Origin of the sequence: Pseudoalteromonas sp. P1-26 (genome assembly GCF_001401795.1) — a bacterium.
Classification (GTDB): Bacteria; Pseudomonadota; Gammaproteobacteria; order Enterobacterales; family Alteromonadaceae; genus Pseudoalteromonas.
The window spans coordinates 44,775-59,565 of the sequence record NZ_LKDX01000006.1 but is presented as its reverse complement, the minus strand read 5'-3'; the positions used below and the strand labels follow the sequence as shown (position 1 = coordinate 59,565).

At 41.0% G+C, this 14,791-nt stretch carries 12 protein-coding genes and 1 other RNA gene; 6 read left to right on the top strand and 7 right to left on the bottom strand.

Annotated elements, in window-relative coordinates; translation table 11 throughout:
* The first annotated feature begins 358 nt into the window (after positions 1 to 358).
* Positions 359 to 2,581 (top strand): TonB-dependent receptor, encoded by a 2,223-nt coding sequence (locus AN394_RS05135; protein ID WP_055020939.1) that lies wholly within the window; start codon positions 359 to 361, stop codon positions 2,579 to 2,581.
* 41 nt (positions 2,582 to 2,622) lie between these two features.
* On the opposite strand, the gene AN394_RS05130 is transcribed toward AN394_RS05135, so the two are convergent.
* Entirely contained in the window at positions 2,623 to 2,991 is a 369-nt protein-coding gene (locus AN394_RS05130; protein WP_054551695.1) for a hypothetical protein, read from the bottom strand.
* Positions 2,992 to 3,040: 49 nt separating this feature from the next.
* Here AN394_RS05130 and AN394_RS05125 point away from each other — a divergent pair, with 49 nt between their 5' ends.
* A complete protein-coding gene (locus AN394_RS05125) occupies positions 3,041 to 3,586 on the top strand; it encodes a GNAT family N-acetyltransferase (protein ID WP_055020938.1) in 546 nt (181 codons plus the stop codon).
* A 76-nt stretch (positions 3,587 to 3,662) separates the two neighbouring features.
* Complete coding sequence (ggt, locus tag AN394_RS05120; RefSeq protein ID WP_055020937.1) at positions 3,663 to 5,321, top strand: gamma-glutamyltransferase; 1,659 nt, start codon at positions 3,663 to 3,665, stop codon at positions 5,319 to 5,321.
* 57 nt (positions 5,322 to 5,378) lie between these two features.
* Here the strand turns inward: ggt and AN394_RS05115 are convergent, their stop codons facing one another.
* The gene (locus tag AN394_RS05115; protein WP_082422948.1) at positions 5,379 to 6,581 is read right to left on the bottom strand and encodes an aromatic amino acid transport family protein; all 1,203 of its coding nucleotides are present in this window, start codon (positions 6,579 to 6,581) and stop codon (positions 5,379 to 5,381) included.
* A gap of 406 nt (positions 6,582 to 6,987) precedes the next feature.
* On the opposite strand from AN394_RS05115, the gene AN394_RS05110 reads away from it, so the two are divergent.
* Positions 6,988 to 7,893, top strand: a complete 906-nt coding sequence (locus AN394_RS05110) for a DMT family transporter (protein WP_055020936.1) — start codon at positions 6,988 to 6,990, stop codon at positions 7,891 to 7,893.
* Positions 7,894 to 7,914: 21 nt separating this feature from the next.
* Here the strand turns inward: AN394_RS05110 and AN394_RS05105 are convergent, their stop codons facing one another.
* Complete coding sequence (locus AN394_RS05105) at positions 7,915 to 8,793, bottom strand: OmpA family protein (protein ID WP_054561850.1); 879 nt, start codon at positions 8,791 to 8,793, stop codon at positions 7,915 to 7,917.
* A 216-nt stretch (positions 8,794 to 9,009) separates the two neighbouring features.
* On the opposite strand from AN394_RS05105, the gene rnt reads away from it, so the two are divergent.
* Positions 9,010 to 9,690, top strand: a complete 681-nt coding sequence (rnt, locus tag AN394_RS05100; RefSeq protein ID WP_054561849.1) for a ribonuclease T — start codon at positions 9,010 to 9,012, stop codon at positions 9,688 to 9,690.
* Here the strand turns inward: rnt and AN394_RS05095 are convergent.
* Positions 9,674 to 11,299, bottom strand: a complete 1,626-nt coding sequence (locus AN394_RS05095) for a FapA family protein (protein ID WP_055020935.1) — start codon at positions 11,297 to 11,299, stop codon at positions 9,674 to 9,676. The genes rnt and AN394_RS05095 overlap by 17 nt on opposite strands.
* 277 nt (positions 11,300 to 11,576) lie before the next feature.
* Between AN394_RS05095 and ssrA the strand changes: the two genes are divergently transcribed.
* Positions 11,577 to 11,935: a transfer-messenger RNA gene (gene ssrA / locus AN394_RS21615) on the top strand.
* 101 nt (positions 11,936 to 12,036) lie between these two features.
* On the opposite strand, the gene AN394_RS05090 is transcribed toward ssrA, so the two are convergent.
* From AN394_RS05090 to AN394_RS05080, 3 genes are all read right to left on the bottom strand, one after another.
* A complete protein-coding gene (locus AN394_RS05090) occupies positions 12,037 to 12,588 on the bottom strand; it encodes a hypothetical protein (RefSeq protein WP_055020934.1) in 552 nt (183 codons plus the stop codon).
* Positions 12,589 to 12,657: 69 nt separating this feature from the next.
* Positions 12,658 to 13,662 carry an alpha/beta hydrolase gene (locus tag AN394_RS05085; RefSeq protein ID WP_082422947.1) on the bottom strand — a complete coding sequence of 335 codons (1,005 nt, stop codon included), beginning with the start codon at positions 13,660 to 13,662 and terminating at the stop codon, positions 12,658 to 12,660.
* A gap of 268 nt (positions 13,663 to 13,930) precedes the next feature.
* A complete protein-coding gene (locus AN394_RS05080; protein ID WP_055020933.1) occupies positions 13,931 to 14,647 on the bottom strand; it encodes an enoyl-CoA hydratase/isomerase family protein in 717 nt (238 codons plus the stop codon).
* Positions 14,648 to 14,791 lie beyond the last annotated feature (144 nt).

Sequence of the window (14,791 nt, the reverse complement as noted above, 5' to 3'; positions counted from 1 at the left end):
TGGAAGCTGAGAAATTTCTGAAATTTGTTTCTACTTTATTGAAAAACAACAAAAATAAGGTTCACTTTTTGTTCATTTTAATTGTGTTAACTAGTAAGTTTATAGCGGTAATACAGAGCTAAACATTTATTTTTATTTACTAATTTGCAAAGAATTTAGTAGCTTATAATTCGAAAATACGGAGGTGATGTGGTTTATTTATACAGTTTTTGATAAAAATTAAAATAATTATACATATTTTCACAAAACTAACATATAATACCCCTCCAGAGGAAAGATGCTTATACCTAAGCGTCTTTTTTTATGCCTGAAATTTACGGGTAAAAATACACACACACGGTATCCTTTGGAGTTTTAATTGAAATTACGTCACCTCTCACAGTTAACTGTAGCCATTGTTGCTGCATTATCTACTTCAGCCTTTGCTGAGCAAGAAAAAACCACTGCTAAACAAGATGCTTTTGAAAAAATCGAAGTAACAGCGCGTAAGCGTACAGAAAGCATTTTTGAGTCGCCAACAGCAGTGACATCAATCGGCGAAAACCTGATTGATAAAGCGAACATGAGCAACCTTGAAGACATCGGTAAATACGTACCTAACCTAAACATCACTCGTTATGGTGTAGGTAATGCGGCCCATGCATCTGTATTTATTCGTGGTATTGGTTTACAAGACCACGTGATCACAACTGATCCGGGGGTAGGTGTTTACTTAGACGGTGTTTACCTTGGTCGCCAAATGGGCTCTAACTTATCATTACCAAATGTTGAGCGTGTAGAGGTATTACGTGGTCCGCAAGGTACTTTGTACGGTCGTAACACATTAGGTGGTGCAGTAAATATTATTACTAAGCAACCTGGTGATGAAGGCATTGTAACTACAAATGCAAAAGTAGGTAGCCGTGGTCGTTTAGCCGGTGACGTTTACTTTAATAACAGCCTTACTGACACTGTAAGCATGTCTGCAAGCGTGTCTTATAAGCAACGCGATGGTGTAGGCGAAGCAATTAACCTTGCAAACCCAGAAAAAGAAATTGGTGAAGAGCAAGAGTTAAGCGGTCGTATGGCGCTTAAATGGCAAGCAAACAGCGACTTATCTTTTGTGTTCTCAATTGATGGTGTTGATAACGAATCAGGCCAATCACCATACACAATTGAACTAACGGCGCCACTTGACCCGAATGACCCATTCAATGGTGATTTCCCACTACTAACAGAAGACATGTTACCAAGCGAACCTGATGATTTAGCAACAACGGTAGCGGGTATTGAATCGACGGCTTATTCAGGCTGGGGTACTTCACTAACAGCTGACTGGGATATCAATAATACGTATACGGCTAAGTTCATCACCAGCTACCGTAGCTCAGAATACGAAGGGGGTCTTGATGATGATGCTGTTGCCCTTAACTTATCAGAGTTCCCTGAAGAAGGCGGCGCAGATCAATATTCATTCGAAATCCAGTTAAACGGTAGCTTCGATAATATGGACTTTGTGTCTGGCTTATACTTCTTTAATGAAGATGGCTTCACAAGCTCTGGCCCGTTTGTATTTAGCCCATTCAATACACCTGATGGTCTTCTGAATGATGGTACTACAGCGTCTTTTGGTGATTATGGTTACTTTGATATCAACCAAGAAACTAACTCATACGCAGCTTATATCAATGCGAGCTATGACCTAAGCGACGATTTAACTGTAGGCGGTGGTCTACGTTATTCGAAAGATAAAAAAGAAGCCGATGCCTTATTCCCAACGTTTGCGACACGTAAATACGTAAGTGCTGATTTTGATGCAGTAACATGGGATTTAAATGCGTCTTACCAGCTTAGCAATAACATGAACGTGTATGGCCAAATCCAAAAAGGTTATCAAACAGGTGGTTTCCCTCCGCGTCCATTTGGTGGTCCTGATCAATTTGTTTCTTTCGATGAAACAAAAGCAATTAACTATGAGCTTGGCCTAAAAGGTCAAGTACATGAAGATGTATCTATGATGCTTGCTGTGTTTGTTACTGACTACACAGACCTGGCATTACCATTCTCAGATCCAACTGCAGGTGGCGGTTTTGTTACTATCGTAGAAAATGCCGGTGAATCTAAAGCACAAGGTATCGAGCTTGAGACAACAATTGCATTTACTGATGACTTTACGCTACGTAGCGCAATTGGTTACCTAGATTCAGAAATCACAGAAGTAGATGACGGTGTATTAGGTATTGGTAAAGGTGACTCACCAGCACTAACACCACGTTGGACTGTGATGGTCGCACCTTCTTATTTCATTGATTTAAGTAACGGTGGCACAGTGGCAGTAAACGCTAACTATTCATACCGCAGCGATATGCAAGGTCAGTCGGTTTACAACCAAAGTGAACATATTGACTCTCGTGAATTAGTGGGCTTCAACATTTCTTACTTAAACCCGAACGGTGACTTTGAAGTGACTCTTTACGGTGAGAACGTGTTAAACGAAGTATACGATGTAGGTCGCTTACAACAATCTGGTTTTGTTGGCGTAATGCGCAGCAATGACCGCAGTGAATTTGGCTTAAAATTCAAAAAAGAATTTGAGCTTTAATTACTAACAAAAAAGGGCAAGTAAATACTTGCCCTTTCTTTTTAATTATTTTTCTCTTGTTCTCGCTTTTCGCGCGCTTCTCTTAATTCTTCAGCCAGTTCTTTTGCTTTTTGCTTGGTTTTTTCAGACAGCTCACCAGCCGCTTCTTTACTCTCAATCCATGCATCTAAGGCAATTTCTTTACCGTCGTCATACATGCTTAATCCCATCTTTTTACTCTCTTCGAGTAACTCTTGCAGTGAGTCGTCATTAAACTCATTGGTGGCGTCTTTTACGTCGCTCCAAGCATCATTTAGGGCTTGCTTTACTTCCTCTTTTGCTTCGCTGGCATCTTTTTTGGCTTGCTCTGCGTCATCACAACCTGTTAAGGCAATACAGCCTAATAAAACTAAGCTTGCTAATTTGTTCATATTTTTCTCTAATGGTTAATCAACTCTTAAGCAGTATAAGCAATAAAAAATGAATATAGCTAGAACAGCACGATTAAGTTTTCGGTTAATGGATGAAAATGATGCCGAGCTACTTTATGAGCTCGATAACGACCCTGAGGTAATGAAACACTTAACTCGTGGCAAAGTATCCAGTATGCAGACCATTAAAGAGGTGTTTATTCCACGCTTGAATGCCTATAAAAATGAGCAAAAAGGGTGGGGGCTTTGGCAAGTAAACATCATCGAGAGCAATGAATTTATTGGTTGGGTATTAGTCAGGCCTATGGGCTTTTTTGAACAGCCTGATTTTAGTGATTTAGAAATTGGCTGGCGCTTTAAAAAAATGAGCTGGGGCAAAGGCTATGCGTCTGAGGCAGCACTTGCCATTGCTAAAGCCGTAAGCGAGCCAGAAGAAATAAAGTCGCTCAGTGCCACAGCACTTCAAGATAACCTAGGCTCAATAAAGGTGATGGAAAAACTAGGCCTTAAGTTTGTAAAAAACTATATCCATAAAGATGAGCAAGGTGAATTACCTGCAGTACTTTATTCATGTCCTAAAGAGCAGCTTAGCTAAGTTAATCGTAACTAATTGACCTTAAGGGTTTCGCATGTCTAAATGGTCAAAATAACATCAAGAAAAAGGAAGTACCATGGCAAATTTAGTCAAATACGCGGCACATCTGTTGATCGTTACCGCTATATTCTTTCATCCGTCAAGCTTTGCAAAGCAAGCAGCTGTCGCGATGTCAGATAGTTACAGCAGTGATACGGCGCGCGCTATTTTAGAGCAAGGCGGTAACGCCGTTGATGCGGCAATTGCGGCACAGTTTGTATTAGCTGTTACTTTACCAGAAGCCGGAAACATTGGTGGCGGCGGTTTTATGCTGATCCAAAAAGATGGCAAAGGTGACTTTATTGATTACCGCGAAACAGCCCCTGCTGCGGCTCATCGCGATATGTATCTTGATGATAAAGGCGATGTTATTGATAACATGTCTGTGTACGGTATTCACGCAAGTGGAGTTCCGGGCAGTGTTGCTGGTATGTGGCTTGCCCATCAAAAGCACGGAAGCTTAGAGTGGAAAACACTGCTAGAGCCTGCGGTTAAATTAGCCGAGCAGGGCTTTATTGTGCATCCTAAGCTAGCCGCAAGTATCGAGCGTTACATTGCGCGAATGGCCAAAAAATCGGTAAACATTAACTTTGCCGATTACTTTGCTGATGCCAAAGCAAATAAGGTATTTAAACAGCCGGAACTTGCCGCCACACTAAAACGTATTCGTGATCAAGGTAAAGCAGGTTTCTACGAAGGTGAGACAGCGAAGATCATTGCGACGTTTATGAAGCAACACGGCGGTATTATTACTGAGCAAGACTTAAAAGCTTATCAAGCTAAATCGCGTACACCGATTAAAGGTAATTGGCGCGGTTACGAAGTGCTCACATCGCCACCGCCAAGTTCAGGTGGTATTGCTATTTTACAATGGCTAAAAATGTACGACTTGGCAAAGCCAGAAGGAAAGCTTGAGCACAACTCGACCACCTATGTTCATATTTTGGCTGAAGTAGGTAAACGCGTATTTGCCGACAGAGCAGAATATTTAGGCGACCCAGATTTTTATGAGGTGCCAAAAACAGCTCTACTTGCAGATGATTATCTCGCCAAGCGTGCAAGTACAATCCATCCAGATGCCATTTCAACTACCGAGAACATCAAACCAGGTTTACACGAAAGTGAGCAAACAACGCATTTTTCTATTCTAGATAAGTGGGGTAATGCCGTTGCTAATACCACGACCATCAACTTAAGCTTTGGCAGTGGCGTGGTTGTATCGGGCGCAGGATTTATTTTGAATGATGAAATGGATGACTTTAGTGCCAAGCCAGGTGTGATGAATGTATTTGGTGCAATTGGTGGTAAAGCTAACGAAATTCAACCTCATAAACGTATGTTGAGCTCAATGACACCGACCATTCTACTTCAGGATAATAAAGTTAAAATGGTAACTGGCTCTCCGGGTGGCACCACGATTATTAGCTCTGTGTATGAGTCTATTTTAAATGCGGTTGAATTTGATATGACTGCAGAGCAAGTGGTAGACAGCCCACGTTTTCATCACCAGCTATGGCCTAAAAATGTGATTAGATACCACACAGGTCTTGAACCAAAGGTTGTTAAAGCGCTTGAGAAGATGGGTTATACACTTGATGAACGCCATTTTGGTGATATGCATGTGATCATCAATAAAGACGGTAAATTAGATGCAGCCTCTGAAGCATCTGGCCGTGGTAAAGCAATGGTGTTTTAATTAAGCTTTAAACCAGACACAAAAAAGCACCCTCGGGTGCTTTTTTTGATGAGCTGTTTAACCAATCGCTGGAATAAGCCCCGCCATTTGTAAACCTTGAGCACTAATAATAAGCACACCAAACAGGGCGGCCAGTGCTAAGCCAATATTACCACCTTTAACTTGGTAACCTGCATCAGGATTGCTGCTTCGTTGCTTATAGACCATAGCAACCGGTAAAAACACCGCTAAAATAACCAGCGCAATGGCGGCGTAGCCAAGTGCCATAATAAACCCTTGTGGATAGAATAGCGCAAAGCCTAGCGGTGGAATAAAGGTGATCAAGGCTGTTTTGATTCGATCTTTACTGCCATCACCTTTTTTGAATGCATCAGCAAAAAAGTCGAATAAACCTAAACTCACCCCTAAGAAAGATGTGGCTAACGCTAAATCAGCAAAAATGTTCACAGCAGTAGCAACATGTGGGCTGTGAGCAATGCTAGCAACACTGCTTACAAATCCAGGTAAGCCTTGGCTTTGCAATAAGTCGTTTTGACTCATTATGCCTTGGCTAAGTAACTGCCAAAAAATGTAAATGACTAAAGGTAGTGCCGCACCTGCCACCATTACTTTACGAAGTGTTTTGATATCTAAACCCACGTATTTCACAATCGATGGAATAGAGCCATGAAAACCAAATGAGGTAAACACCACTGGGATTGCAGATAAAATTAGACCTTGTTCAATCGGCATTTCAAGTAAGTGTTGACCGTGAACATAAGGCGTCAGCATATAAAATAAGCTGGCTAATACACACACTTTAATGGTGAACAGTACGCGGTTAAGTTTATCGACTTTGCTAGTACCTAGTGTCACCACAGTACCAATCACAACAGCCAGAATAACTGAGCCAACTTGCGGCGCTAAAGAAAGCGATAAACCATTGTTGAGCTTTTCTTGTAATTGCGCACCGCCACCTGCGATATAGGCAGCGCATAATGCGTAAAACAAAAACATCACCGAAAAGTTAGCGACCCATTGCCCACGTTTACCCAACCATGACTTAGCTAACGTATTGAGGGTTGCATCTCTGTCGGCATATTGATGGAGCTCTAGCATCAGCAATGCTGTGTAGGTCATTAAAACCCAAGTTAAAAAGATTAGTGATAACGCTGTTGTGAAACCAAGCCCTGCGGAGGCGATAGGCAATGCCAGCATCCCTGCACCTATGGTGGTGCCAGCAACAATTAACATGCTACCTATTGTTTTATTTTTAAGCACTTTTTGCCCCTTAAACTTCGTGAGAGGCAAGCAAGATATAACTTGTTTAACAAAACTTAAATAGTTTTGTTATAAATCAAAGAAATTAAATGTAACCTATGATTTACATGTGCAAACAGGCTGTTGAAATCAGCAAATAACTTTTTGCCAAATAGCATGAGTATTCGTGTTGACAAAATCACCATTTAGGCGGATTCTTAAGCTTCTTCAACTTACTTTATTAAATACCATGATGCAGCTAAACCAACGACCAACAAACAATTGTATGCGCCTGACCTCATCAGTCGTATGGTCTGTTATGTGCTGCGGTTAATTAAGTAAGTTTTACTAACCGCGTTCTAAGCGGTTGGTTATTTCCCTTTTAAATTCTCTTCCGCTTTTTTCGCCTTTTTAAAGGAATAAGCTTGTGCCTGTTAAAGCCTCATATTTTTTAATGGTGGTGATTTGGTCAACAACACCACTGGGTATTGTTTGGAGTAGTGAAACGGTAGCGCCGACTCTGGCTGTGTTTTTACGCATGCTGGTGGGGCTGGTGTTGGCTTCGTTTGTCGTTGCTGTTGCCAATATCCGAGTGCCATGGCATCGCCGTGCTTTATTCCTTTATGGCTATTCAAGCATAGGTATTTTTGGCGGCATGTTATTAAGCTACATGGCTGCTAAAACAGTGCCTTCAGGGTTAATATCATTGATGTTTGGCCTTGCGCCAATTTTATCGGGCTTACTTGCGCAAAAGATCTTGAATGAACCTAAGTTTAGCGCCATTAAGCTTGGCGCACTTGGCTGTGCTTTAATCGGTTTATTTTTAGTAAGCCAACGCCATATTCAAGGTGGGGTAGAGCAGCTTAGTGGTCTGTTATATGTATTTATGGCGGTGTGCTTTTTTAGTTTGAGCGGTGTGATGATCAAACGGGTAAGAATTGCTATTCATCCAATGGCCACCACATTTGGTGCGTTGGTTTTTGTAACCCCACTGTTTTTTATTACTTGGTTGCTTGTAGATGGCCAACTTAATAGCCAGATGTGGAGTGCAAAATCACTGTACTCAATTGTTTACTTAGGCGTGTTTGGTTCATTAATTGGTGCGCTGGCGTATTTTCATGTATTGCAACAGTTGAACGCCAGCACGGTCGCATTAACAACCCTGATCACACCAAGTTTTGCAATCGCGATTGGTGGTTTACTTAATGATGAGCCCATTGACCAAGCACTGATTGTTGACGCGACCATCATTATGATTAGCCTCGCATTTTTTCAGTTTGGCGATAAGTGGCTAAAGCGCTTTAAAGGCGTGAAGTCGGTAGAAATGAGTTAAGGTTAGTAGCCGCTGCAGCGGCTACATTTTTGCAATTTGAATGACTAAACGACGGTTTTTGTTTCGGTCTAAAATGTTGTCGTTGCTAGCAACATGGCGCTTTTCACCGTAACCATCGGTATCTACTTTGCTTTCATCGACCCCTAAGCTAACAATGTAATCCTTAATCGCTTTAGCGCGTTTTTTTGATAATTCGAGGTTGTTCCAGCGACCACCGTAGCTGTCGGTGTAAGAAGATATTGAAATAGATTCGATATTTGTGTCGTACTTTAAGTATTCGCCAATTTTATCTAAGCGTTTTTGTGATGATTTAGTCAGCTTGCTGGTATTAGGCTCATAGTTCATCACTGTGAACGAAATATCTTCAAAGCTGTAAGGCAGCATTGCATCTCGGCACTGTAAAAACGCCCAATAAGCTTGCTTAAAGTTGACACTCGATAAACCAACGGCAATTTTATCGGCACTGTTTTGCCAGTCTTGGTAATAAAATGTCGGTTGGTAACCTTTTTCAAGTTCGGTGAGCATTTCCCAAGCAGTTTTGTTGCCAAGCTCGCCGTCAAATTTGCGTAATAGTTTCATATTCGCTAAGTCTCGAGCAGGCATACCTGCACGCCAACTAGGTGGTACGGCTTTTAGACCAGCAATACTGTAGTTGTCTGGGCGTACGACCATATCAAGGTTAAAGTTTACGTCTTTATTTTTACTGGCAGTGGTGCTGAAAATTGCTTCACCATAGTAAGGAACTTCATGATTTAATTGGCATTCTAAGCGAGATGTTTTAACCATTTGCCAGTTCGACATATCAGCATTAGCGGTATACTCACGCATGGCTGCATGCGCATTTATACTTGCAACTGAGGTTAATAGGCCTAGGCTTAAAGGAAGTAATGAAAGCTTCATCACGGTAATTCTCCAACAAATCATCAATGCCAAATAATTGGCAATTTTTGTGTTTAATTGCATCAGCATACTAAACACAGGGCTAGCTGATTAATATAAAGCAAGTAATGTGCCTAAAAACTCAGTAAGAATCTGCGATTTCACACTATTTACTCTAGCAGAGTAGCCGTGGTTTTTGACATAATAGCCAGCTTACACTGGCAAACCAAGAAGACTATGGAAAATACTGAACAAACTCTTTTCGCAAAACGCTTTCGTGGCTTTTTTCCTGTTGTGATTGATGTTGAAACCGCAGGTTTTAACAAAGAGACCGATGCGTTATTAGAAATCGCTGCATCTGTCCTTAAAATGGATGACGACGGCGTGTTAAGTATTGATCATACTGTGCATTTTCATGTTGAGCCATTTGAAGGCGCGAATATTGAACAAGCGGCCATTGAGTTTAATGGTATTGATCCATTCTCTGCGCTGCGTGGTGCAGTGCCTGAAGAAGAAGCGATTAAAGAAATCTGTAAAGTTGTGCGCAAGGCACAAAAAGCAGCGGGTTGTCAGCGTTCAGTGGTAGTAGCACATAATGCAGCGTTTGATCACGGCTTTTTAAATGCCGCCATTGAGCGTTGTAAAATTAAGCGCACGCCATTTCACCCATTTGTTAGCTTTGATACCACATCATTGGCAGGTCTTGCACTAGGGCAAACAGTATTAGCTAAAGCGTGTAGGGCGGCAGGTATTGAGTTTGATAATAAACAAGCTCACTCAGCACTTTATGATACCGAACGCACAGCAGAACTGTTTTGTTTAATCGTTAATCGCTGGCAACAACTCGGCGGTTGGCCATTGCCTGAAACTGAAGCAAGTGAAGAAGAGCAAGACTCAGCCGTTAAAACGACTGAGTGATCTTACCTTCAAAAAAACGCACCATGTTAGGAGGGTAAATACGTGAAAACTGTTTACTCTCTTGCGCTATCTTAAGCTCCACCCCTGGATGCATTAATTCATTCACTTTTAAGCGGCTTGTTGCCAATAAGCGCGCAATCTTAATTTTCACTAAGTGTTTCTTTTTCCTAGTATTGGCCGTTTTAATTTTAATCTGCTGTTCGCTGGCAGTGATCTTTTTAATATAATGCGCCCGTTGAGCTGGGTCGGGTATTTTATTGGCCTTTTTGCGAGCTTGTTGTAAGGCAGCTGCTTTTGTCGCTAATAACTTTTCAAAGTCATTAATTTGCTGCTGCTTTTGGCGTAAATCATGCCAGTACTGAGCAATGAAAACCCGTGTTTTAGTGCCTGATGGCGCACCAAGCTCGCCAGTTTCAATTCGCATCGCATCTAAAATATTGCCACCAATAATTTTGCCTCGCGGGTTATTGGCTTTGCCGACTCGAATAAGGCGGCGAGCGCTTAAATCACAATGTAAAGCTTGGCGTTCAATGAATAAATCTTGCTCTGTTTTTATATGGCAGTACTGAGCATAACCCACTGAGATAGTGCGCGAAGCCGTGATGTTACAGGTAAAGTTTTCGACGTTTTCACGTTTTCTGCCAACAGCCCCAAGCATGACGGTGACTTCACTTTTACTTTCAATTGTGGCTGATTCAACAAAGCCTAATACAGTGATATCACCCGTGGCTTTGACGCGCATACCATCTTTTACATCACCACTAATAATAACACTGCCATCAAATTCGACATGGCCCGTACTCACATCTACATGATGAAAACACAATACGTCGTCAACGCGCATACCGCGGGGTAGGGCAACAGGCACCCCCTTCGCATCGGCAATCAACATATCGCTATTATTAGGGTCAATACGCGTTCCTTCGAATGGCTCTAGGGGTAAGTCTTTACCGGGCTTAGCTGGCATCACATCACCAAACACAGTAAAGCCATCTTCACCGGGTGTTGCAGGAACTCGTTGCATTAATGGTGTACCCGGCTTAACGGTAATAATGGCACCTAAATTACGCATGTCGACTTTACCGCCAGAGGTCGCTTGCGGGCTAAGAACGCGGTCTTGTGCTGTAGAGCATAAGCGTACAAATTTAGCATCAGTGCCTTCTTTAGGCATTCTGCCATGGGCAACAATTGCGGTGTAATGGGCGCCGGGTGGTTGCTTAAATTGTTGGCCTAAAAAGGTATCAAGGGCTCGTAAACTAATGCCTTTAATCACGCCCGCCTCTGCAAGCACTTCTTGCGCCATATCCATGCTGACAATCTTACCGCCACGGGCCGTTGTTAGGCTTGCTTCAACCACCATGTTTTTAGCATCGACCTTTACTTCGAGGTGAGCATCAACCGCTTTAGCAACCACTAAAGATTGGCTTTGATATTGGCTGCTAGGTATAAATAACTTACCGATATTGGCATCAATATATTCGTAGCAGGCATAAGGAGACTGCTCAAGTAGTTCAATTAACTGAGAACTTGTAGTGGGAAAACCCGCATCCCGAGGATGCTCACACAAAGAGACATAGCCACTTTGTTCATCGAATGAAAACATCGACATCTGAAAAGCCCTGTAAAAAACTGCCTGTTATTATAGTTATGTGTTGTTACAGGTTATTTTGAAGAAGGGTAACAACGTTTCCTATTTCAGCACAACTTTTGTACTATGTTAAGATAATGTATGCATTAAATGTAAAAATATGTATAAAAACTGATTTTTCTTGCTTGAAAATTCAGCATTCAAAGGCACTTAGCAAAAATTTCCTGATTAATGCCTTGAGTATGAATAGGCTACTCAGTTATACTGCTTGAACACTCTGAATGAGATACCAAATTCAGGGGCTGATTAGGATTCGACGGAATTCAAGACGCCCGAGGTGCATGTCGAGGTGCGGTTGGCCTCGTAAAAAAGCCGCAATTTAAAGTAATCGCAAACGACGATAACTACGCTCTAGCGGCATAATAGCCCGCTAGCACTTCTCCGGTGTATGTCTGTGGACCCGGTTCTGAAGTGTCACCCTACACGGACTCGCTACGGAAACCCTGGCCGGGGTTGAAGGGCTAAAACTAAGCGGCCTCGCCTTTGCAGATCGTGTTCGTCCGAGCTGTATAAGGTTAACTAAAAGACGATACTAAGCATGTAGTACCAAAGGTCGAGGCTTTTCGGACGGGGGTTCAAATCCCCCCAGCTCCACCAAATATGAAAAAGGCAGCTCTCTGAGCGGCCTTTTTTATTGTATTTAGAAATTAAATTATCATTAAGGTGTTTAAATTAAGGGCCAGATTCGTTGGACTATTTTAACGAGAGTTATTTATTCCTAAATCACTTGCGATGGAGTTTAAAAGTAACTCATACGATTGTTTGTGAGTCGGACTTTCCATCCCTGTAAATCTATTATTCCAATCTTCTTGCCAAGAGGGCAGAGACCTTTTTTGTCCTGGGTCATCTTTTATACGAGCATCTGTTACTTCTCCTTGCCATAGAGCAAAAGCTTCCCTGTCCATATAGTTTAAGTACAAGTCAAATGTTTCAGGTGACCAAAAAGCTCTATGTGAATGCATTTTATTATTTAAGTCTCTGCGATCTTTTAAGATTGTTTCTGGAGTCATATCTTTATATTCGCCCACTTCTTCAATATAGCAATATATATTGTTTAGCTTTTTTCCGATTTTTTCATATATTTCTGCTCTCTTGGTTATTATAATTTTATTCAAGCTAAAGTTATGATTACTTTCCTGTAATGTCATATTAGTTATTACTCCAAAAGAAGCTATGGAAATTGGCATGGCAATTCCAACAATTAATTTTGCTATTTCGAGGCTATTCCAAACTTTATTTTTCTTGTCCACTATATACTCTTTTAAATTGTAAGAAGTTTGCAGCTTATGTTATGAGGTAGTTTAAAATATAAGTGCTTTTTAATTTTTTATTAGATAAAGCTTCCCATTTTCAAAAACTCTTGTTGGTATTGAATGTCTATCTAAGTCACCATTAATTGTAAAGAGCAGGTCTTCGCAAAAATACTCATCATAGAAATGCCAAGAGTGTGACCAGTTAGCACTACTTTTAACTTTTTCTAATGTTAACCAGTGCTTCTCTACATCAACATTTACTACATTGGAAGGGCTGTTATCAGGTACTCCAACACGGCCAACTCGCGGTTGCGTACCAAAGCGTTTAACATTTGAAAGCTTTAAAGCAGAGTCTCTTGGATTTTGGTAATTAGTAATTCTTGTCGCATGAGTGAATAAAGAACTGGATTTTTTATCATCGCTTTGCATTGATTTTCTTGAAATATCGCCACCAATAATAGCTACCTGGCTGACATTCCAGTTTATACGCTCTAGTTTTCTGTTTTGGTCTGCTTTGTAGAATGCTTCTCGGATTACATAAGCACCAGTACTATGGCCAATCAAATGGATATCTACATCGCACTTCAGGTTATTCTCATTAGCTTGATTCATAGCTAAAAGCATAATGCCATCTTTTACTAAACTCTCAGCTGTTTTGAGAGCATCGCTTCGGTCTTCTAAGTAGTTTAGTGCAGCGTTGGCGCTGGGCCAATCGAAACTAACTATCGCACCTTTAAACCCTAGCTTGTTTAAGTTCTTTTGTAATAAGTCATGGCGAATCAGAATATCTTTAATACTATTATTATATCCATGTACAAATATTAGGATGTCACCGTAGGTATACCCTTCAAGTGGATGCCCCTTTGGGTGAACTCTTTTCCTATTATTAGTTGCCCTATTAATTACCTTTTCAAGCCAGTCACCTCTATTTAAAGCTGTTTCAATAGGGTGGGGATTAAAATTTCCATCGCTTACTTCCAGATATCTAGTAGCACCAGGTTCTGAAATGAAATACTCTTTTTTACCTTTCTTTTTGGTATCTCTAGTGCAAATGATTAAATTCGAAAGCATAATCATAACTCCTTTTATATTGGTAAATATAAAAGTCGTCGCTGTTTGTTTTTTGATCAAGTTTTTTTGGTGTTTTATTATTAAAATAAGTAATATTTATGGTGAATTTGGAGGTTTTTTAAAGAATATCTAGTTTCTTTTTATTGGGTTTTTTAAAACCGTTTTTGAGTTTTATCTGGGTTAATTTGGTTGTTTTTATATTTTTAATGATATGGTTTTAGGTGCCTTCAACTCGAAGACACCTTTGCCCAGTTACAGCGTTTGTTTCCTAAACAACCAACTGAACGGCATCAATAATCGGTTTGTTTTCGGTATCGATGGTGTCGATGATGTGTTTGTGTAGGCGCTTTTTGTGCTCTGCGAAAATCGCGCGCTTTTTATCGAACTGGCTGGCAAATTCGAGGGCGGTATTCAACAAGGTTTCGTTGTTTGGGCAAGCTTGTTCAATAACATGATCTGTGGCAAGTTCGCCAGCGGTAACGCGGCGGCCAGTTAGCATCATTTCGTTAAAACGATAGTCTGGAATGGCTTTTTTAATGAAAGCGAGCATGCCCGGTAAAAACGGGATCGATAAGTCCACTTCGGGGAAGCAGAAGAAACCACGGTCGCTTTGCATAAACCTAAAATCACAAGCGCACGATAAAATAGCGCCATTACCAAATGCGTGGCCATTTATCGCTGCGATTACTGGCATTGGGAAGAGTAATAGGCGTTTAAATACCGCATCCATCGAGTGCATAAAGCCACTTACTTCTGCAAATTCTTGTGCTTTTAATGCCGGCATAAGCCAATCGGTATCTATGCCCAAGCTCCATGATTTTTCGCTGCTTGAAGTGATCACCAGTGCTTTGTGTTCAGGATTGCGTTCGATTTCGTCAAGGCAATTTAAAAAAGCCTCTGCAAAAGCAGGGTTATGACGATTTTCAGCTGTTGTCATAGTTAAGATAGCAACAGAACCTTGTGTGCTTACATTCATCAGTGTCATGCTGTGCCTTCAATTTTATAGTGTTGTGGGCATAGTTATAACCCATAGGTTTAACAAAATAAACCACAAGTCTGACCAGTTGTGAATTTAGGGGCACTTCTCTTTTGGTTGATATGGTCTTTTAGTCGAAAGGGTTTTTCAAAT

Bases quoted from the DNA above. Each gene is read 5' to 3' on its own strand.
- AN394_RS05130 (WP_054551695.1), bottom strand. From the start codon at position 2,991: ATGAACAAATTAGCAAGCTTAGTTTTATTAGGCTGTATTGCCTTAACA.
- AN394_RS05105 (WP_054561850.1), bottom strand. From the start codon at position 8,793: ATGAAGCTTTCATTACTTCCTTTAAGCCTAGGCCTATTAACCTCAGTT.
- ggt (WP_055020937.1), top strand. From the start codon at position 3,663: ATGGCAAATTTAGTCAAATACGCGGCACATCTGTTGATCGTTACCGCT.
- rnt (WP_054561849.1), top strand. From the start codon at position 9,010: ATGGAAAATACTGAACAAACTCTTTTCGCAAAACGCTTTCGTGGCTTT.
- AN394_RS05085 (WP_082422947.1), bottom strand. From the start codon at position 13,662: ATGCTTTCGAATTTAATCATTTGCACTAGAGATACCAAAAAGAAAGGT.
- AN394_RS05080 (WP_055020933.1), bottom strand. From the start codon at position 14,647: ATGACACTGATGAATGTAAGCACACAAGGTTCTGTTGCTATCTTAACT.
- AN394_RS05095 (WP_055020935.1), bottom strand. From the start codon at position 11,299: ATGTCGATGTTTTCATTCGATGAACAAAGTGGCTATGTCTCTTTGTGT.
- AN394_RS05125 (WP_055020938.1), top strand. From the start codon at position 3,041: ATGAATATAGCTAGAACAGCACGATTAAGTTTTCGGTTAATGGATGAA.